This is a genomic window from Pseudomonas sp. LBUM1673 (genome assembly GCF_059695645.1).
The window spans coordinates 4,263,571-4,284,082 of record NZ_CP166780.1; the positions used below are offsets into that span (position 1 = coordinate 4,263,571).

Sequence of the window (20,512 nt, forward strand, 5' to 3'; positions counted from 1 at the left end):
TAAGCTCGCCGGCCATGTTTACATCTGCCGGTTCGATAACGAGGTCGTCTTGTCCAATATCCGTGAAGTAGCCCGGCTGGCCGGCGTCTCGGTGGCCACCGTGTCCAGAACGCTGAAGTCACCAGAGCGCGTACTCCCCGAAACCCGAGACAAGGTCAACGCCGCCGTGGAACAGGCCGGCTATCGGCCGAACCTCATGGCCGTGCAGTTTCGTTCGCGCAGAACCGGCAACCTGGTGATTCTGGTCCCGGCCATCGCCAACACGTTTTTCGCACGGGTGATCAGCGGTGCCCAACAGGCGGCTCAGGCGGCCGGTTATCGACTGCTGTTGTGCGACACCCAGGGCCGCGAGGAAATCGAACGGGAATTTGCCGCGCTGGTGTACGCCCACCAGGCCGACGGCGTGATTCAGTTGCGCGCCTACGACCCGTTTGAATCGCCCTTCCCCCACGGCGAGTCACCGCCCTTGGTCAACGCCTGCGAGGTGATTCAAGGCGGGCGGCATCCGACGATCAGCCTCGACAACCGGGCTGCGGCCAAGGCCATGACGGAGCATCTGATCGATCTGGGTCATCGCCGGATCGGCCTGATCAAAGGCCCGAAAAGCAGCCCGCTCACACGCGACCGCGTGGCCGGTTATCAAGATGCATTGCATCAGGCCGGTATCGAGTCGGATCCGCAATTGATCTGCCACGGGGACTTCACGTTGCAGGCCGGTTTTGATGGCGCGGGAATGCTGCTGGAACTGCCCGACCGCCCGACCGCGTTCTTTTGCGAAAACGATGAAATGGCGATCGGTGCATTGAAGCGCATCAAACAACAGGGTTTGCGGGTACCCGACGATATTTCGTTGGTCGGTTTCGATGACATTCCGTTCGCGGCCTACTGTGATCCAGCGTTGACGACCATTGCGCAACCGGCAGAAATCTTTGGCCAAAAAGCCGTTGAAATGCTGATCGCCCTCATTGAAAAAAAGCCCATCCCGGACCGCCAGGTGGTGCTGCCGTTCACATTAACCCTGCGTAACAGTACGACCGCCCGAAAGGGATGAGGGAGAAATCATGGACATCAAAACCGACCTGCAACGCATCGCGCTCCAGGAAGAAACCCTGAGGTTTGAGCGCTTCGACAAAGCGACGGCCTGGGACTTGGGCACCCGTTTAAAAACTGCCTGCGAGGAGCAAGGCGTGTCCGCCACCATTGAGGTCAGGCTGGCACGGGACACCGTGTTTTTCTACTCGATGCCGGGAACCTCCGCCAGCAATGCCGACTGGGCACGACGCAAGCGAAATGTCGTAGAGCTGATGGAGCTCAGCTCATACCGCGTAGGCCTGTCCTTTGCGCTTCAGGGCAATTCACTCGAAAGTTTGATGGGGTTGCCCCTGCGTGATTACGCCGATCATGGCGGCAGCTTCCCGGTGTCGGTCAAGGGCGTTGGGTGCATCGGGGCCGTCACCGTTTCAGGCCTGCCCCAACGTGAGGATCATGCTTTGGTGGTTCAAGTGTTGGCACAGATGTGTGGGGCCGACCCGAGCGAACTCGCGCTCGAAGGTGAGTAGCCAACCCATTAAGTCGCAATGCGATCTGTAGCAGCTGGCGAAGCCTGCGTTCGGCTGCGCAGCAGTCGTGAAATCAGAGATTGCGGTACATCAGACAGACCGCATCAGGCGGATTCACGACTGCTTCGCAGCCGAACGCAGCCTTCAGCAGCTGCTACAAAAAGTGCGTTACGGCTGAAAGAGGCTCATTAGGCAAGGCTCACCTGGCCGGCCATATTGTGCTCTCCCAAGAATGGCTTACTTCGGTTGCGCCACCGTGCGCAAATAAGGTTTCACCGTCTTGAAGCCATCTGGATATTTCTTCCTGGCATCCTCATCGGAGACCGAAGTGGGAATGATCACGTCCTCGCCCGGACGCCAGTTCACCGGAGTGGCAACGGTGTGCTTGGCGTTCAACTGCAGAGAGTCGAGCAGACGCAGCACTTCATCGAAGTTGCGCCCGGCACTCATCGGGTAGATCAGCATCGCCTTGACCTTCTTGTCCGGCCCGATAATGAACACTGAACGCACCGTGGCGTTGTCCACGGCAGTCCGCGCGCCGCCACTGGCATTCGGATGAATCATGTCGTAGAGCTTCGCCACCACCAGGTTCTCGTCCCCGATCATGGGATAGTTGACCGCATGCCCTTGGGTCTCTTCGATGTCTTTGGCCCAGGTCTGATGGTTGCTGACGGGGTCGACGCTGAGCCCGACGATCTTGGTGTTGCGTTTATCGAACTCCGGCTTGAGCCCTGCCATGTAGCCAAGTTCAGTGGTGCATACCGGAGTAAAGTCCTTGGGGTGCGAAAACAGGATCGCCCACTTGTCGCCGATCCACTCGTGGAAATGCAGCGGGCCTTCGGTGCTTTCGACGGTAAAATCCGGTGCTTCGTCGCCAATACGGATTGCCATGTTCGTTCTCCTTACTGTTGAGTCGTAGGGAAGCCGCTGGCTGCTGCTCCAGCGGCATTCAGGATCTGCGTTGAACCTGTCAACGCGGATCAGTATAGGAGACGCGTGAACACAAGGAAGTTATCGCCGCGTCCACTCTGCAGCCCTTGAACGACGGGGCCTTCAAGCCTTCGAGTTACCTTCGACCGACACAGCAAGCGCGGATGTCCTGGCCACCCAGTAGTAGAGAATGCCCGGTACCACCAGCCCGACGATCCAGGAAATATCGACGCCGCCAAGCTGCGCGACCATCGGTCCGGAATAGAAGTGCGTGTCGACAAAAGGCAGCTGAACCAGCACACCGAAGACGTACACGCTGATCCCCAACACATTCCATCGGCCATAACGCCCCGCCGGATCGGACAACGCGGGAATGTCATAACGCTCTTTGTTGATGAAGTAATAATCCACCAGGTTGATCGCGCTCCACGGCGTGAAGAAGGTCAACAGAAACAGGATGAAGTATTTGAACGTCGTCAGAAACGAGTGCTGCCCCAGCAATGCAAGCGCCGTGGACGCCCCGACAATCGCCAGCACAAACAGCATGCGTTTGCCGGCGGATATCTCGAAGCCACGACGAAAGCCACTGATAATGGTGGCCACGCACATGAAGCTGCCATAAGCGTTGAGGGTCGACACCGTGACCTTGCCGAACACCACGCTCAAATACAGCAAGGAAGCGATCACCCCGGTACTGCCCAACCCGACGATGGTGGCGACTTCATGCCCGCGAAAGCTCGTGCCTGCCAACGCAGCAGCGAACACCCCCAGCACCATGGACGCCTGGGCGCCCAGCACCGTTCCCAAGCCAACGGCGGTGAAGGTCTTCCAGGACGAAGTCTTGCTTGGCAGGTAGCGTGAGTAGTCGGCCACATAAGGGCCAAACGCGATCTGCCAGGACGCGGAAAGGGACACCGCCAGCAGGAAAGTGCTCCAGCCGAAATGCCGATTTTCCAGCAACAGGCCGATGTCGTTGAGCGTCATCAATCGGGTAAACAGGTAGACGAAGGCAATGATGCCCAGCACGCTGGCCACCCGTCCGACCAAGTGGATGACCCGATAACCGAAGATCGTCAGAAACGCGATGCAGGAAGCGAAAATCAGGATGCCGGCGCTGTCGCTGACATCGATCAACTGGGCAATGGCCTGCCCCGACAGTACCGCGCCGGTGGCGCTGAAGCCGAGGTACATCAGGCACACCAGCACAATCGGGATCGCCGCCCCATAGACGCCAAACTGCACGCGACTGGAGATCATCTGCGGCAACCCAAGCTTCGGTCCTTGTGCCGCATGCAGGGCAACCACCGCACCGCCGAGCAACTGGCCGATCAGCAAACCAATGAGTGACCAGAACACATCGCCACCCAACACCACGGCCAGAGCGCCGGTCACAATCGCCGTGATCTGCAGGTTGGCGCCGAGCCACAGGGTGAACTGGCTGTAGAGGCTGCCATGACGCTCGGCCTCGGGAATGTAGTCGATCGAACGTGTCTCGATCAGGGGACTTCGCTGCTGACTATCGCTGACCTTGGTCATTACGGTGTTCTCTTTTGAGGGCAGATGGGTACGGATGTTTTGTGGCGAGCGAGCTTGCTCGCGCTGGGCTGCGAAGCGGCCCCAAAAGCGACGGCTGCTGCGCAACCGAACGGGGGCAAGCCCCCTCGCCACAAGCAAGCTCCCTCGCCACAATTGATCGCTTGACTGTTAACTGACTGACAGGGCTTTTAACGCTTAGAAGGCCTTGCTGGCACTGGCTACCACGGTGGCAGTGCATAGATCACCGTAGCCGTACCAGCTCGCGCATTCGCTTTTCGACAGGTCGGTATCGATATAACTGAGTCCCCAGGTCACGCCCACGAAATCACGGGTCAGTTTGGCTTCCCACTCGGTGTAGGCATCACGGCTTTCACCGTTGGCGGACCAGAAAGCCGGGTCTTTGACATCGTTGCGACCCACGCGCAGGTCCAGGCCAATCTCCGCCGGCAATTCGATTTTGTAGCTGAGGTAGGTGTAAAGGGTGTCCTGATCCTCACCAAAGAAGTTCGGCGTATCGTTTGAGTAGTTGGCGCCGAGCTTCACGCCATAAACGTCAAGGATGGCGTAGACCTCACTCATGTTGAATTGGCCTTCCTTTGGATAGTCGTACTTGATGTACCCCAGATCGAGACTGATTGCCTCGGTCGCCTGCCAGTAGTAGCCCGCGTAATACTCGAGTTCCTGCCGGGTCTTGTAGGGGCCGCCGAAATCGACATTCGAGGTCCAGGCGCCAATGTACAAGCCGCTGCTGTGCACCAGCGTGGCGCTGGCCTGAACCGCCGGATCCCCCAGGGTTTGCGAAATGCCACGGGTGCGGTAGTCACTGAAAACGCCCAGGGTCATGTCCAGGCTGAAGTTGTCGTTAAGTGTCAGTGCCTGGCTGGTCAGGGGAGCCAATACAAGGCTGGCAAGGGTCAATGCTGAGCGTACGTTCATACAAGTCTCTTATTTTTATGGATCAGCGGGTAATTTCGGGCATGGCGTTGCCCAGCCCCTCGCAATGCGAGGAGCAGGAGCATTTTTTTCGGTGCTGCCGGCGGGTAGTCGTCAGGACGCGGGCGCGTAAACCTGCTTGCCAGCGAAGAAAGTCTTCAGGACCTTGGTGTCGAACAGCTCGTCGTCGCTGACCTTGAACACATCACGGTCGAGGATGATCAGATCGGCCTGTTTGCCGGGCGCCAGCGAGCCAATCTGTTGCTCCAGTCGCAGGACTTTGGCGGCATTGAGGGTGTAGGCGTAGAACATGGTCTGGCGATCAATGCTTTCATTGGCATTCAACACACCCAGCGGCCCTTTGCGAGTGCTGGCCTGAGCAATGGCATTCCATGGGTTGGGGCTGGACACCGGCCAGTCACTGCCACCCGCGATGACCGCACCGGCGTTATGCAGAGACCTCGCGGGATACTGATAACCGTAGGCGAACGCGCTGATATACGGTTTGACCAACTCCACCGTGTAAGACTCGCCGGTAGCCCACAACAGCTGCATGGAAGCGATCACGCCAAGCTGCTTGAAGCGCGGGAATTCCTTTGGATTGACCAGTTGCAGGTGAGTGATGCTGTGGGCCATCGGTGTCGGGTTGAGCTTGCGCGCGTATTCAAAGCCATTGAGTGACTCACGTACGGCACGGTCGCCGACCGCATGCGTGTGCACAATCCAGTCACGCTTCTCCGCCGCAACTACCAATTCACCAAAGTGTGCCGGGTCGATCAGCAACTGACCGTTTTTATGACTGTTGTAGAAGGGAACGATCACCGCTGCCGTCTGCCCTGGAAACTCCAGAACACCGTCAGCGAAGACCTTGATGCCAGGGAAGCTCAGGTTGGGCACGCCCTCGAATTTCTTCATCACCTTGGCCAGCACCTCCAGGTCCGCCGGCTGGCTTTTTGGGTTGACCAGCAGCAGAGCCGCGACGTGGGCATTGAGCTCGCCCTTCTCTGCCAGTTCGCGGTAAAGCGGTAGAACACCATAACTCTGCTCGGTGGCCTGGAAATCGAACAGCGAATCACCACTTCCGGCATTCGCTGCCGCGTCCATCCAGGCGGTAACGCCATATTGATTATTGACCTTCACCGCCTCGCGGGCAGCCTTCAGCATGACCTCGTTGCCGGGCGCGGGGATCTGACTGCGTACCTTGTCCCAGCGCGACTCGGCGAACAAACCATTGGGAGTGAAGTCCGCTGCGTGCCCCACGAAACTGCGGTCCTGTTCCGACAAACCTTTTACCAGTGCCGCGTCGATCTTCAGACGCTTGAGCATCGCGTTATTGGCCCAGCCGGTATGCCCGTCAATCCCGCTGAGGACTACCGGTTGGTCCGCCCAGCGTCCCTGATTGAAGCGCTGACCGAGCTCGCGGCTTTTCTCCCAATAGGCCGAACTCACCCCGGCAATGCTGATCACGTCACCGGCCCGTGCACGCCCCGCTTCATCCTGCTCGATCACCCATTGCTCAAGTTCCGGCAACGGCTTCACTTCATCCAGCAGGTTGGCCCCCTGGCTGTTGAAGGCCGCAACCACCGGGTGGCTATGGGTATCAATCATTCCAGGCATCAGTACTTTGCCCGCCAGATCGATTCGTTGCGTCTGGGCATCGGCCAGCGCGTTGATCTCGGCATCGCTGCCCACTTTAAGAATCTTGCCGTCTTGCACCGCCACGGCCTGAACCAGTCCTTGACCGGGTTCGGCGGTAAAGACCTTGCCGTTGAACAGCACAAGATCAGCGGCGGCCATGGCCTGCGCCGAGGAAATGGCCAGGGCTGCGGCCAACAGGTTGGGAATGAATAGTTGCATCGGAACACTCTCTTGTTTTTATTGGGCGGTTCGGGATGTGGAAGCTTGTGACAATGCCTTCGGATCAAGTCCAACGAACGGCGCCTTGGCCCACACGACCTTGCCGCCGACCATCGTCAGCAGCACCTCGTTTCGGCCCAGCTCATCCTCCGGCACCTGCATGAAATTCTTGTCCAGCACGACCAAATCGGCGAACTTGCCCACTTCGACCGAACCGACGACAGCGTCCAGTTTCAGTTGCTCGGCGGCGTTCAAGGTGATGGTGCGCAGCACGTCGGTGCGCGTCAGCGCCGGGTCGGCATTCAACCTGCCCGCATACTTGGGGCCATAGCTGTGCGGGTTCAGCGGATCGCCCGAGCGGGTGACCCCGATCTTCAGCGCCAGGAATTCATCGAGCGGATCGACGGGCCAATCGCTGCCATAAGCAACCCGGCCGCCAGCGCGGCTGATGCTGCCCGATGGCTCCATGCGGGCAAAACGCGCAGGCCCGAGATGATCGCTGGTGCCGTCGACCGTGGACGGCGCCTGCTGGGCCCACTGGAACGACATGTTGGCGGTCACATCGAGCGCCTTGAAGCGTGCATAGTCAGCGGGGTCCACCGACTCGGCGTGGGTAATGGCTGGACGAAAACCATTGCCAGGCAATTGCTGGCGCACGTATTCGATACCGTTCAACGAGTCACGCACCGCCCGGTCCCCGGTGGCGTGAAGGTGCGGATCGAGGCCGGCCTGCACCGCTTGCAACAGCAGCGGATTGAGCACTTGCGGCGGGAAGTACAGCTCCCCGACATTCTTGCCAGGCGTCCACTTGGGCGCGGCATCGGTGCCGGCATTGCGCAGGTACGGCGTCAGCATTGCCCCGGTATCCGCAGGAGCGTTGATAATGCCGTCCATGAACAATTTGACGTGGCGCATGCTCACACCGGGCGCGACTTTGGCTTCGCCCTGGTCATAGGTGTTGGCCAGTGCCTTGGCCTCGGCAATGGTTTTCGCCGGGTCTGCAGCAGCGGCGGCAGGGTCCAGTTTGATCGCCAGCAAGGCCCGTGCGGTCAGCTCGCCCGACTGTTGCAGGGTGGTAAACGCTTTGCCATTTTCAGGCCCCGACAAAGCATCGAAGAAACTGGTGATGCCTTGCTGGCGCATGGCGTCGAGCGCCGCGCGGGTCTGGTTGAGTTTTTCTGCGTCGCTGGCCGGCGGCACCACGGCGGCCATGGCATCGGCGGCACCGTCTTCGCAAATACCGGTCGGGTTGCCGGCGCTGTCGCGCACGTACTTGCCATCCCCCGGATTGGCCGTGTGCTTATTGATGCCAGCCACCGCCAGGCCACGGGAGTTTGTCAGCACGGTATGGAAGTCGGTGGAACGGACCTGAATCGGGCGAGTGGTCTTGAGCGCGTCCAGCGTTGATTTGTCGGGATCGCCATCGAGCCCGGTCATGCCCATGCGGTCCCAACTGCCCACTTCAAGCCAGACATCCGGGCCCTTGTCCTTGTCGGCATCCAGACACGCCTGAATGGTTTCCTGGAAAACCTTGCGGGTCATCGTCTGGTATTTCAGGTCGCACAACGTCATGGCGCGACCGCCGTCCCCCGGATGCATGTGCGCATCGATGAAGCCCGGCATCAACATGCGTCCCGCCAGATCGATCAGCTGTGTCTGCGTGCCGATGTACGAAGCAACGCCTTCATCGCTGCCGACATAGACGATCTTCCCGCCCGTGACGGCGATCGCCTGTTGCACCGAGTTCTTGCCATCGACGGTGTAGACATAGCCGTTGCGCATCACCATGTCAGCAGGTGTCGAACCCTGTGTCTGACACCCCACCAGCGCCATGCAGGAAAATGCCGTTGTCGACGCAACGGCGATAAACAGCCTGGAAAATTTCAACTGCCTCACCTCTATTTTTATAGTTTTGGAAGTGGCCCGAACAGACGGCCGCAAGCCTCTGATATGCAGGGCATACCCTATAGGGCGCGGGCGTCGGATGGACCTCTACAAATGAGGAGGGGTGAGGCAATTAAATGACAGGGATCCGATCTGGTGTAGCGGCGGAACCTGTGGGAGCGGGCTTGCTCGCGAACGCGGCGGCACAGTCAACATTGACCGAAGAGGCTTGTTTAAAAGACCTCAAAGTTACTTCCTGAAAGCTACAAAACCTTGCGCCGTTGCCTACGGCTGCACCAGAATCCGCCGGCTTGTGCGCTTTGGGGTCACTCGGTAACTTGATTCCTGTCACTGCCCATCAGTGATCGGGTTTAGCAGCCCGCGATAACTTGGCTGTGCGTGCATCTGTCATGCAGGTATTTTCATTGCCTGTAACTTGATGGTGGCTGTACGTAGGGCGCCCTCGGGCGCGCCGGATTGCTGAGTTTCCCGGTCTGCTAACCTGCGTGCAGCTGCCACCCTCTTCGTTTAGCAGCAGGAGGGTCGGCACACCATTAGGTAACTCAGCATATGATAAAGCCTTCACCGAACCCACCAGACGCCGATCCGATATCCCCGTACGAACCCGATTCAAAAAAGCTCAATGAGGCCGCCAAACGCGCCCTCGACTTCCACTCCCCGTCGAATGCCGACATCAAAGCCACTGCGCGAACACGCAGCACCCTGTTTTTCGTGGACCCAGAAGCCACGGCCGAAACCCTGGCGGTTTTTTTGGTTGAGACGCTAGCCTCAGTCGATGTGATGGTCCATCAGTTGGTGGATCATCTGGAGGGTGAGTCGCGCTACGCCCTGCTGGGCATTTCAAACAGCATCATGGTGGCGGAGATCACCGCGAACCGGGTGCTGGATAAAATCGATACACCTTAGAAACGTGAGCTCCATTCCCCTGTAGGAGCGAGCGGTGCGGCGATCCGACTTGCCCGCGAAGGCGTCAGGTCTGGCACACCGCGTTATCGTTCTTCGCGGGCAAGCCTCGCTCCTACAAGGGACGTGTCGTATCCGAGGCCGAGGTCGCTGAACGCAGCACCGAACCCAGTTCCACCTTGCTCTTCACGCCCAGTTGCAGGTAACAGTTGCGCAGATAAGTGCGCACTGTCGCAGGACTCAACTCAAGGATTTTGGCAATTTCCTTGTAGGAATGGCCGGCGGCGAACAGCATCGCTGCCGTTCGTTCGCGTGGCGCAAGCATCGCCCCGCGTGACTGGGCTTCGAGCGACAGGATAACGTGCTCGGCGTTAGGGCTCAGTGTCAGGGCGCAGCGGCCCAGGCGCATGACGCAGGGTGCCTTTTGCAGTTGCGCGATCACCGGCGCGGGAAGCATTGAACCGTTCCAGCCGGGCAATTCACGTTCAATGGCTGCACACAGCGTTGCCCCCACGTACAGCAAGCTGCCGTCCATGCGCGCGACGCCAAAGTCAGACGCCCCGTTGCCCGTGTTGAAGCGGATCATGTCCTGCACCTGGAATCGCCACAGCTGCAACAGATGGTCGCAGAAGGCCGAAAACAGATCGGCCTCACTGTCGTTGAAAGCCGAGGCATCAACGCCTCGGTAGAGACAGACGAAGAACATCAAACCGCTTTCGGGTAACTCGAAGGTGATGCACATCAGGTAGTAGAGGTCGTGGCGCCGGGCGAATGCATTCACTTCTTCATTGGGGTCGGTGAAGCCGCTGTCGCGCACGACCTCACCGGGTCGACTCATGGTGTCATGGGAGAATTTGTCGTTGCGCGCACACGTGTGCCACTCGGCGGCAAACGACTCGGGCAGATTGATTCGCCCGTGCATCCAGTTTCTGGGCGAAACATCGACGCCTGACCCAGACATCTCGCCCCACCAGGCCGAAGCGAAGGGCACCAGTTGGCTGAATGCCTGCAGGCCGTCGGTGATGAACCGGGATGCACCGCGATCTCGGGCAAGACGCCCCAGGTGCAATACGCAAAGGTTGAACGCTTGCAGCGTTGCCATCGACGTCTTGGCGCCGACCTCATCACCCTCCTCCATCGTTCTGATCCTGTTCGCTACATGGCGTATTATTTTTTTGACCATGCCACAGACGCAGCGATTGCGTCCAGCCTTGGGTAAGTTGTCTTGGGAACGATAGTCTTCAACCTGAATGAGCCCGTATTGCCATAGCGGTTTAAGGCATCAGGTCCAACGGCGTAATCTGTCCTTTCGCTCGCTCGTCATACCAACGTTGCAGTGCATCGGGTAAACGCCCTTTCCAGCTCGACATATTGGTGTAGTAACGGGCTCGAGAATTGTTCTGCTCATCGAACACCAACAGCACCAGCCAAAACCGGGCGTCCGCTGCGCGCATGAGAATGGCGGCGTTGGTATTGCCTAGCCCGCGCACCCACATTTCAGTCACTTCAGCGCCCGGCAGGTCACTCGACTCGTCACCGATCAACCTGGAACTGCTGCTGTCCATCAACGTCTGGTAATCGTCCTTGAGCAATTGCCGCAGCACGTCGTCTTCCTGCTGCGTTCGCGCCAACCCCAGGCTGAGCAAATCGTAGTCCAGAGCCAAAGTCTGTTCCGACGCTACATAACGCCCAGCGTAAAACACCCCCATGCCGGCTCCACAGTCGGCATCGGCACCTTCTTGTGTCACGTCGAGAACGCCATTGATGGCTTTGAAGGTCAAGGCACAGGCGCCTTCGGCGTAATGCGCCTGGGTGCCGTCGAGTTTGGCGATGCCGTCCAGGTTGCCAGAGTTGGCGCCGCTCGCGGCAGAGACTTCGAAGCCGAGATGAGTCGAGTCCCGGCGCGTTGTCTTCAACTCGGCTCCCGTCGAAACGCCCCAGGGAATGCGCTGCCAAGTGGTGTCCCAGTTAAACGGAATGGCCGCGTATTCGAGCTCGGTGATGCGCATCAGGTACTGCTGGCGCAGACAATCGATTTGGTCTGAACAGTGATTGCGTTGTTTCAGCCACTGACGTTGGTCTGCTTTTAAAGCTTTAGGGTCGGCGACTTTTGCCAGCGTCGAGCGCCAGACCTTTGCCAGCTTTTGGTCCAGCTTCGAAGTATGGGGGTCGGCGCAAATGGCTTTTTCACTGGGGCTGGCGGCACTGGTGCAATCGAAGCTACTGCCGTGGGTTGCGGCGGAGGATGCGAGCAGCACCAGCAGTAAAGCGCAACGAGTGTGAGAGCGAAACAAGGTCGGGGGCATGGGCAGATTCCGTTCTTTGGGCGTGCAAGTATGCCGAGACATGCGCAACAACGCGCTCGTTTTAGTGTGCAAGAACGATGGGCGCTGTGTCCCTCCAATGCGTGCAAAGCCGCTCGTCACAAACTCCGCAGGAAGCGTAAAGTCACAATCGTTATTAAGGAGCAAAACATGACTCATCCTTTGTCCCCACCACTACGGGAAATTTATCTCTCGGAGACATCCGACCAGGAACTGTTTAATCGCATTGCCAGTGAACTGGAGCAAGGGCTGGGCGGGACCTGGACGGCACAGATCAATGGGTTGGATCAGCGTTATTGGGACCTGGTAGTCGAGGGGCAAACGATTACGCTGCATCTGGAACATTATCTGGGAATCATGCTGCTTGTGGAGGACGCGGATCCGAATTGGGTCGCGTCGAAGCGTTTTCAGGCAGTGGTGCGGCGGTTACAGACGGATTGAACGAAAACGGGAGCCATGATCGGCGCCCGTTTTATTTGAAGCGAAAGAAAAATCACATCTGGGAATCACCCGAGCAAGCTCGCTCGACTAGCGACGTTTTCAGACTTTGATTTCGCTGGCCGGCATCACGTCGATCCGCGCCACGGAGCCGGTCAGGTGCGCCAGATCCTTGTTGTGTTCGGCGATGATGTCTTCGGCGCTCATCGGGCCGTTGTCGATGGTCGAATGGGCATCGGCGGCGAGCACCACGTCGTAACCCAGGATGAGGGCCTGGCGGACGGTGGCGTTGATGCAGTAGTCGGTTTGCAGGCCGCAGATGATCAAGCGGTCGGCGTCCAACCCTTGCAGCTGTTCATGCAGGTGGGTCTGGTAGAACGAATCCGGGGTGGTTTTGCGCACGCGCAGGTCTTGGGGTGAAGTCTTCAGGCCGTCGGCCAGTTGCCAGCCTTCTCCACCGTATTGCAGCAGGTCGCCCTCTTCATCGTGCTGGATCAGGATGACCGGGATGTTGGCGGCTCGGGCTCGGGTGCTGAGGTCGTTGATGGTTTCGATGATGCGCTGGATGTCGAAGCATTCATACTCGCCGGTGCACAGCGTGCGTTGGACATCGATGATCAGGAGTGCGGTGCTCATGGCTTCCTTCCTTAGACAGGTCGGTGGAACGATGAATTTCAACTCCCTTTTCTAGCCTGTAGCAGCTGTCGAGCCTGCGAGGCTGCGTTCGAGCGCGAAGCGGTCGCGATTTCAGCGAATGCGGTTGCCTGAATGAACGCAGCTAACCGACTTTACGACTGCTTCGCAGCCGAACGCAGCCTCGCGGGCTCGGCAGCTGCTGCCGGGGATCGGGGCCACCCAGGGAGCTGAGGTGGCCGTTGATCGCCTGTGTCAGTAACCGAGCGACAACCCGGTATTACGCCGTGGGTCGTTCGCTCCATAGAAGCGGTTCTTGCCCACTGGCTTGCCTTCCAGCGAAGGCGCACCTACCAGAATAGCTGCGATATGGTTGGGGTCCTGCGGTCCGGCAAATTTGTGCCCCCAACTTTCGAGCATCTTCTTCGTGTCCGGGCTGGTGGCGAAGTTCTCCAGGTTGGTTTCTTCCGGCAGCCATTGCTGGTGGAAACGCGGCGCATCCACCGCTTCCTGGATGTTCATGCCGTAGTCGATCACGTTGAGGATGGTCAGCAGGGTTGCGGTGATGATGCGGCTGCCACCGGGAGTGCCGACGACCATGACGACTTTGCCGTCCTTGGTGACGATGGTCGGGCTCATGGACGACAGCGGTGCCTTGCCGGGCGCGATGGCGTTGGCCTCGCCCTGCACCAGGCCGTACATGTTCGGCACGCCGATTTTCGAGGTGAAGTCGTCCATTTCATCGTTGAGGATGACCCCGGTTTTGCTCGCCATCACGCCGGCGCCAAACCAGTCGTTGAGGGTGTAGGTCACCGACACCGCATTGCCCCATTTGTCGACGATCGAGTAATGGGTGGTGTTGCTGCCTTCGTGGGGCGCTACGCCGGGTTTGATCTCGCGGGACACGCCAGCCTTCTGCGGGTCGATGCCTTCACGAATCTTGGTGGCGTAGTTTTTATCCAGCAGATGGGTGATCGGGTTTTTCACGAAGTCCGGGTCACCGAGGTAGCTGTTGCGGTCTACATACGCGTGGCGCATCGCTTCGATCTGGTAGTGCATGGCCTGAGCCGAACGGTAGCCCAGGTCTTTCATCGGGTAGCCGTCGAGGATATTCATGATCTCGCAAATCACCACACCACCGGAGCTTGGCGGTGGTGCCGAGATCACGTGATAGCCGCGGTAATCGCACTCGATCGGCGCCAGTTCGCGGGTCTGGTATTTGTCGAGGTCGGCCTGGGTGATGATGCCTTTGTTGGCCTGACTGGAGGTGACGATGGCGTCAGCCACCCAGCCTTTATAGAAGCCGTCGGCGCCCTTCTCGGAAATTTCCCGCAGGGTTTTGCCCAGGTCCTTTTGCACCAGTTTCTGCCCGACCTGCATCGGTTCGCCGTCGCTCAGGAAGATCGAGCCGGAGTCGCGCATGTCTTTCTTGAACATGTCAGTGGCGGTGTCCAGCAGATCGACATCGCCTTGCTCAAGCACGAAGCCGTCTTCGGCAAACTTGATGGCCGGGGCAATCACTTCCTTGCGGGGTTGGGTACCGTATTTCTTCAACGCCAGTTCCATGCCGGACACGGTGCCCGGCACGCCGACGGCCAGGTGGCCCCGGGTGCTGAGTTCCGGGATAACGTTGCCCTGCTTGTCGAGGTACATGTCGGCAGTGGCGGCCAGCGGGGCTTTTTCACGGAAGTCGAGGAAGGTCTTGCGCCCGTCGGCCAATTGAATCGTCATGAACCCGCCGCCGCCCAGGTTGCCCGCCGCGGGATACACCACCGCCAGCGCATAACCCACCGCAACGGCGGCATCGACGGCGTTGCCACCGTTCTTGAGGACATCGACGCCGACGTGGCTGGCCAGATGCTGGGCAGTGACGACCATACCGTTTTCGGCCGCGACCGGGGCAACAGAAGCCGCGTTGGCCATCAGGCAGCTCAGCGCCAACGTGGTCGCCATGAGTGATTTGGCAAAGGGTTCGAACTTCATGAGTCGGTCTCTATTTGTTTTCAGGCTCTGTACAAAAACAGAGGGAACGGTTCAAGAGCAGTAGGCAAGTATGGCCGGGATTGCGTATTGCGCCTCCCCGATGAGGCAGTATGCTTGGCCCCTGTTCAGCACTTTTGCGGAGTCCGCCGGCATGACCTACACCTTCGCCACGCTCGCGTCTCCGGTCGGCGAGTTGAAGCTGGTCGCGAAATGGTCGCGACTGGCAGCCATTCTCTGGGAAAACGACAAACCCGGACGGGTAAGACTTGGGCCAATGAGTGAAGCGCCAGACAACCCGATCCTGGTACGCACCGCACAGCAGTTGCAGGAATACTTTGCCGGCACGCGTAACTGTTTTGAGTTGGAGCTGGACTTTGCCGGGACGGATTTTCAGAAGCAGGTGTGGCAGGCATTGCTGACCATTCCGTTTGGCCAGACGCGCAGCTACAGCGAGATTGCCCGGCAGATCGGCAATCCCGGCGCGGTGCGTGCGGTGGGCGCGGCCAATGGTAAAAACCCGATTTCGATTATCGCGCCGTGTCATCGGGTGATTGGGGCCTCGGGAAAATTGACCGGGTTTGCCGGTGGGCTGGAGGCGAAAGAGCGATTGTTGACGCTGGAAGGCTGCGAATGGTCGGGGGCCGGCAGGACGGGTGATTTGTTTTGACTGGCAGGCATTGGCGGCCCATCAGACTCGCGGCACCGGCACGCGATCTGCAGATTCCACTACGCCCCTTTTTAAAGGCCCAAGACAGTATAAGTACGTGCTGGAAAGGCCACAGCTGTCGCCAGATTCGCTACCTTATCCATATTCAACTTGAACACAATGGACAGTGTGCTTCCATTGCCCAGTTCCCGCAGGTAACTGTACGCAACATAGGTGCTGAAACTGCCGGATGAGACCCACCCTCGAGTGACCGCGTTGCGCCCTCCCACCCACATCGTAAGATTGTGAGTGTCACCATTGGCTTTCTGCCCTTCCAGATCCAGCCAAATCCGCTGCCCGGTGGCAATAAGTGGCCAGCTGCCAAACAGAAGAGTCGCGCCAGCCAACACGTCTTTCAGATCCAACACCGCCGTACCGTTCGCCTGGGTAATCACCGGGGCAATAAACTTATCTGCCGGAATAGTCAGCACGTTCAATGTCAGCGGTAGCGACGTCATAGGCGCCGAGTTCTCTCGGATAACGGTGTAGGTCACCGCCACCGTTTTGCCCAGGTTAAAGGCCACCACTGCATTGCGCAGCGGTATTTCTCTGGGATATGTACTACCGGCCTCGACGAAACCCGTGGTGTATGAACCTTCGGCCGGGGTGCCCGCTGCGCCTGTCCAGGTCACACTGATCCTGTCGGTGGGTTGCATGGCGTACGGCACGACGGCAGTAAGGGTATCTTTGACCGCCACCGGGTTCAGGTTGGTGTTGTCGGGGTTTTCCTTGATGGACGGTGGCGGTAATTGCCCCGCTGCAAGCGTTCTGACGGTGTAGGTTCGTAGCGCAAACCTCACCGCCTCATCCTCATTCAGGCTCCTGCCCAGTGCCGCGTTGAACTCCAGGGTTAGCGTGCTGCCGTCCTTGAGCCCTTTCAGTGGGTTGGCCGAAAAGTTTTGCTGATGGAAGCCGTAGATGATCCAGGGCTGACTGACGTTGTTGGTGGGAGCCTTCCAGTACGTAACGTTGAAAAGGCTATCGTCGGCGTTGGTTCCTTTCAGGTGCAGCCATACGTACTGACCATAAGCAATCAGTGGCCACCCATTCATGCGCAGGGTGAATTCCGTCAGGTCTCTCACGTCCAGCACCGGACCTGCTCCATTGTCGGGTGCTTGTGTAATAAACGGTCTGGGCAGCGCGTCTTGCGCAAGCGGCAACACATTCAATGTCAGCGGTAGCGACGTCATAGGCGCCGAGCTCTCGCGGATAACGGTGTAGGTCACCGTCACCGTTTTGCCCAGGTTATAGGCCACCACGGCATTGCGCAGCGGTATTTCTCTGGGATGTGTACTACCGGCCTCGACGAAACCCGTGGTGTATGAACCCTCGGCCGGGGTGCCCGCTGCGCCTGTCCAGGTCACACTGATCCTGTCGGTGGGTTGCATGGCGTACGGCACGACGGCAGTAAGGGTATCTTTGACCGCCACCGGGTTCAGGTTGGTGTTGTCGGGGTTTTCCTTGATGGACGGTGGCAGCAGGTCGATAAGGACTTCTGCGGCAGACGGAACATTCATTATTCTTTCCATGAGCGTGATTAACCTTGTCCCTCTTGGGACGCTGGTTCATCACACACCGGTTCGGGAACATGCGCTACTGTCAGAACTTATAGGTAAATGAATATTACGGACGAATGGTAGGGTCCATTGCCCCCCACGTTACGCAGCTACAGCGGAGGTGTAGGCAACGGCGCAAGGCAATGTAGCTTTCCAGAAGTAACGTTAAACGCCGTTAAACAGGCCCTGTCTGCCAGGCACAAATCCCCTGTGGGAGCGGGCTTGCTCGCGAAAGCGGTGTGCCATTCAGCATTGATGTTGGCTGACCCGACGCTTTCGCGAGCAAACCCGCTCCCACAAGGACATTGAGGTGCCTTCAGGCTATCGGTAACCGCGAGCCTGCACGTTGAACAACTGCGCATAGCGCCCACCCGCCGCGACCAGGCTGTCGTGATCCCCCCGCTCAAGGATCGCCCCCTGGTCCAACACGATGATCTGGTCTGCATTGCGTACGCTGGAGAACCGGTGAGAAATCAGCAACGTCATGCGGCCTTCGGTGTGTTGGCTGAAATGCTCAAACACCGCTGCTTCCGCCGCAGGGTCCAGGGCCGAGGTTGGCTCATCCAGAATCAGGATATCGGCGTCGCGGCGCATGTACGCACGAGACAAGGCGATCTTTTGCCATTGCCCACCGGACAGCTCCTGCCCACCGGCAAACCACCGCCCCAATTGCGTGGCGTAACCGCGATCCAGACGCTCGATGAAAGGCGCGGCCATGCCCTGCGCGGCCGCTTGCTGCCAACGCGCTTCATCGTTGAACGCCAGGGTATCGCCCACGCCGATGTTCTCGCCCACGGAGAACTGGTAACGAATGTAGTCCTGGAAGATCACGCCGATGCGCCTTCTCAGCGCCTCTTCCTCCCAGGACTGCAAATCGCTGCCGTCCAGCAAAATACGGCCCTGGTCGGGGCGATACAACCGAGTGAGCAACTTGATCAACGTGGTTTTGCCCGAACCGTTTTCCCCCACCAGTGCAACGCTGTGCCCGGGCGTCAGGTGCAGATCAATGCCCTGCAAAGCGGTGCAGCTCGCCCCTGGATAACGGAAACCGACGTTCTCGAAACGCAAACCATCGCCGGGCACTGCGCCCACGGTAAGGTTTCCGGTATCGGCCACCACGGGCTCGGCCAAATACTCGTAGAGGCTCGACAGGTAAAGGCCATCCTCGTAGAGACCGCTGATCGCGCTCAAGCTGCTGCTCACGGCAGCCTGCCCTTGCTTGAACAGCACCAGGTACATGGTCATTTGCCCAAGGCTGATGTTGCCGTGAACGGTATCGACCACGACCCAGGCATAGGCCAGATAAAACGCAGCGGTGCCCAGCAGCCCCAGCACAAATCCCCAGCCGTCGCGCCGCAGCGTCAGACGCCGGTCTTCGGCAAAAAGGCGAGCAAACGTGTCCCGATAACGCTTCAACAGCAACGGCGCAAAGCCGAACAGTTTCACTTCTTTGATGTAGCCCTCATGGGAGAGCAGCGTCTCGATGTAATTCTGCTGCCGACTCTCCGGCGCCCGGCGAGTGAACAGCCGAAAGGCATCCCCGGAAAAATGTGCTTCGGCAAAGAACACCGGCAACGCCCCGACCACCAGCAGCACCAGTGCCCACGGCGAAAAATGCACCAGCAACACGCCGAAGCTGATCAACACGATCAGGTTCTGAATCAGCCCCAGCGACTTCATCACCAGCGCCAACGGCCGGGTCGATGCTTCACGCCGCACCCGAACCAGCTTGTCGTAGAACTCGGAATTTTCGAACTGTACCAACGATAACGTCTGGGCCTTCTCCAGAATCATCGTGTTGACCTTCTGCCCCAACTGCACCCGCAACAGCGACTGCTGAACCGACAGTGCGCGCTGCGTCCCGGACAGCAACGCAAGCACACCCGCTTCAAACAGCACATATCGCACAACCGGCCACAACGGCGCACTGCCTTGTTGAGCATGCAACTGCATGGCGGTGACTACCGCATCGACGATGCGCTGCCCCAACCATGCCGCCAGCGCTGGAAGCACCCCGGCGATCAGCGTCGCCAGAACCAGCCCCAGAAACAGCCCGCGGGACGTTCCCCAGACCAGTAACAAGGCACGTCTCGCCTGGTCGAGCAAAGAGGCGAAACGGCTAAGGACAGGCATAGGGCGATGGACTCGGTAGCGGATGTCAGAGAAGCGCGGCAGGTTCTACAGTACGTGGAATGAGCCATTCACTCTACGTGGACATGACGCGATAAGTCTCGCCTCATCCATAGGAAAAACATCTAAAAAAAAACCATCGTTCACTACGTTTTAGCGCTTTGCTATGGGGAGTCAATGCCATCGGATTAGAGGACGAGCCCGACGTCCACCCCGATGTACCCACTCCATGGCCAGGAGCAGGCGCAGATCATGAAAATCAATCCATACCTCATCTTCAACGGCGACTGCCAGAGCGCTTTCACGTTCTACGCCAAAAGCCTGCCAGGCAAGATCGAAGTCATGATGACCTTCGGCGAAACCCCGGCTCGCGACCACGTTCCAGAGGACTGCCACAACCTGATCATTCATACGCGCCTGCTGGTTGGCGATCAGGCAATCATGGGGTCGGATACCACACCTGATCGCCCCACCGCTGGCATGAGCGGTTGTTCGGTTTCATTGAATGTCGACAGCGTGACGGAGGCAGAGCGGGTGTTTGCTGCGTTGGCGGAAGGAGGCAATATTCAAATGCCATTGGAGGCGACATTCTGGGCGGCACGTTTCGCAATGCTGGTCGATCGATTTGGCGTGTCATGGATGATTAATTGCGAAAAGGATCAATGAGCAGGCCTCCCCCCAGTTAGTACATAATATTAATGGCGCTTTAATATCAACTTTAGCCTTTTTTATTCAATAACCAGACGAAATAACTACACGTTCGCAAATTCTGCTTTCGACACAAAATATTACGAATACAATGGGCAGGGAGTCAATTAACATAGCCGCCGGCTGACCCGCCCTAAAAGGAGGCGACATTTGAACTGACCGCCTTGCGAGAGCGCACCTGCCCAGCCATAGAGCACCGTGGAATATCCTTATAAATCAGCTCCAGCTTTCGAAAATGCAGACCTTCGCACAATTCATACGCAGACTTCTCCAGTTGTGCCTCGTTCTGTAGCCTCCGTCGGAGACCAGCCACGCATCAGTAGTGCTCATAGAAAAGTCAACCTAGACAGCCTAGTGCGACGGAAAAGACCCACCAACTAAAGTCGGATATCCAAAAAACAAATTGGCTAA

The 20,512-nt window shown here is 58.5% G+C and carries 17 protein-coding genes; 6 read left to right on the forward strand and 11 right to left on the reverse strand.

Annotated elements, in window-relative coordinates; translation table 11 throughout:
• The first annotated feature begins 49 nt into the window (after window positions 1-49).
• Complete coding sequence (locus tag ACA044_RS19700) at window positions 50-1,051, forward strand: LacI family DNA-binding transcriptional regulator (protein ID WP_497442891.1); 1,002 nt, start codon at window positions 50-52, stop codon at window positions 1,049-1,051.
• Window positions 1,052-1,061: 10 nt separating this feature from the next.
• Window positions 1,062-1,559, forward strand: a complete 498-nt coding sequence (locus ACA044_RS19705) for a heme-degrading domain-containing protein (protein ID WP_497442892.1) — start codon at window positions 1,062-1,064, stop codon at window positions 1,557-1,559.
• A gap of 237 nt (window positions 1,560-1,796) precedes the next feature.
• On the opposite strand, the gene ACA044_RS19710 is transcribed toward ACA044_RS19705, so the two are convergent.
• From ACA044_RS19710 to ACA044_RS19730, 5 genes are all read right to left on the reverse strand, one after another.
• Window positions 1,797-2,450 (reverse strand): peroxiredoxin, encoded by a 654-nt coding sequence (locus tag ACA044_RS19710; RefSeq protein ID WP_038982589.1) that lies wholly within the window; start codon window positions 2,448-2,450, stop codon window positions 1,797-1,799.
• Window positions 2,451-2,612: 162 nt separating this feature from the next.
• Entirely contained in the window at window positions 2,613-4,025 is a 1,413-nt protein-coding gene (locus ACA044_RS19715; RefSeq protein WP_497442893.1) for a purine-cytosine permease family protein, read from the reverse strand.
• Between the two features lie 195 nt (window positions 4,026-4,220).
• Window positions 4,221-4,961, reverse strand: a complete 741-nt coding sequence (locus ACA044_RS19720) for a TorF family putative porin (protein ID WP_497442894.1) — start codon at window positions 4,959-4,961, stop codon at window positions 4,221-4,223.
• A 111-nt stretch (window positions 4,962-5,072) separates the two neighbouring features.
• Window positions 5,073-6,815, reverse strand: a complete 1,743-nt coding sequence (locus ACA044_RS19725) for an amidohydrolase (RefSeq protein ID WP_497442895.1) — start codon at window positions 6,813-6,815, stop codon at window positions 5,073-5,075.
• 18 nt (window positions 6,816-6,833) lie between these two features.
• Window positions 6,834-8,702 carry an amidohydrolase gene (locus ACA044_RS19730; protein WP_497442896.1) on the reverse strand — a complete coding sequence of 623 codons (1,869 nt, stop codon included), beginning with the start codon at window positions 8,700-8,702 and terminating at the stop codon, window positions 6,834-6,836.
• A gap of 567 nt (window positions 8,703-9,269) precedes the next feature.
• Between ACA044_RS19730 and ACA044_RS19735 the strand changes: the two genes are divergently transcribed.
• The gene (locus ACA044_RS19735) at window positions 9,270-9,626 is read left to right on the forward strand and encodes a DUF6124 family protein (RefSeq protein ID WP_497442897.1); all 357 of its coding nucleotides are present in this window, start codon (window positions 9,270-9,272) and stop codon (window positions 9,624-9,626) included.
• Window positions 9,627-9,738: 112 nt separating this feature from the next.
• Here the strand turns inward: ACA044_RS19735 and ACA044_RS19740 are convergent, their stop codons facing one another.
• Window positions 9,739-10,761, reverse strand: coding sequence for a helix-turn-helix transcriptional regulator (locus ACA044_RS19740; protein ID WP_497442898.1), 1,023 nt, complete (start codon window positions 10,759-10,761; stop codon window positions 9,739-9,741).
• A gap of 136 nt (window positions 10,762-10,897) precedes the next feature.
• Window positions 10,898-11,929, reverse strand: coding sequence for a lysozyme inhibitor LprI family protein (locus tag ACA044_RS19745; protein ID WP_497442899.1), 1,032 nt, complete (start codon window positions 11,927-11,929; stop codon window positions 10,898-10,900).
• A gap of 168 nt (window positions 11,930-12,097) precedes the next feature.
• Between ACA044_RS19745 and ACA044_RS19750 the strand changes: the two genes are divergently transcribed.
• On the forward strand, window positions 12,098-12,388 hold the full coding sequence (locus ACA044_RS19750; RefSeq protein WP_497442900.1) for a DUF3630 family protein: 291 nt from the start codon (window positions 12,098-12,100) through the stop codon (window positions 12,386-12,388).
• Window positions 12,389-12,487: 99 nt separating this feature from the next.
• On the opposite strand, the gene ACA044_RS19755 is transcribed toward ACA044_RS19750, so the two are convergent.
• Entirely contained in the window at window positions 12,488-13,021 is a 534-nt protein-coding gene (locus ACA044_RS19755; RefSeq protein WP_497442901.1) for a cysteine hydrolase family protein, read from the reverse strand.
• A 252-nt stretch (window positions 13,022-13,273) separates the two neighbouring features.
• The gene (gene ggt, locus ACA044_RS19760) at window positions 13,274-15,001 is read right to left on the reverse strand and encodes a gamma-glutamyltransferase (RefSeq protein WP_497442902.1); all 1,728 of its coding nucleotides are present in this window, start codon (window positions 14,999-15,001) and stop codon (window positions 13,274-13,276) included.
• A gap of 151 nt (window positions 15,002-15,152) precedes the next feature.
• On the opposite strand from ggt, the gene ACA044_RS19765 reads away from it, so the two are divergent.
• Window positions 15,153-15,668: a methylated-DNA--[protein]-cysteine S-methyltransferase gene (locus tag ACA044_RS19765; RefSeq protein WP_497442903.1), complete on the forward strand. Its 516-nt coding sequence runs from the start codon at window positions 15,153-15,155 to the stop codon at window positions 15,666-15,668.
• Between the two features lie 71 nt (window positions 15,669-15,739).
• Here ACA044_RS19765 and ACA044_RS19770 read toward each other — a convergent pair whose 3' ends face one another.
• Both ACA044_RS19770 and ACA044_RS19775 read right to left on the reverse strand, forming a co-directional pair.
• Window positions 15,740-17,224, reverse strand: a complete 1,485-nt coding sequence (locus ACA044_RS19770; protein WP_497442904.1) for a hypothetical protein — start codon at window positions 17,222-17,224, stop codon at window positions 15,740-15,742.
• A gap of 360 nt (window positions 17,225-17,584) precedes the next feature.
• Window positions 17,585-19,396: an ABC transporter ATP-binding protein gene (locus ACA044_RS19775; protein ID WP_497442905.1), complete on the reverse strand. Its 1,812-nt coding sequence runs from the start codon at window positions 19,394-19,396 to the stop codon at window positions 17,585-17,587.
• 249 nt (window positions 19,397-19,645) lie between these two features.
• Between ACA044_RS19775 and ACA044_RS19780 the strand changes: the two genes are divergently transcribed.
• Window positions 19,646-20,059, forward strand: coding sequence for a VOC family protein (locus ACA044_RS19780; protein WP_497442906.1), 414 nt, complete (start codon window positions 19,646-19,648; stop codon window positions 20,057-20,059).
• Window positions 20,060-20,512: the final 453 nt, after the last annotated feature.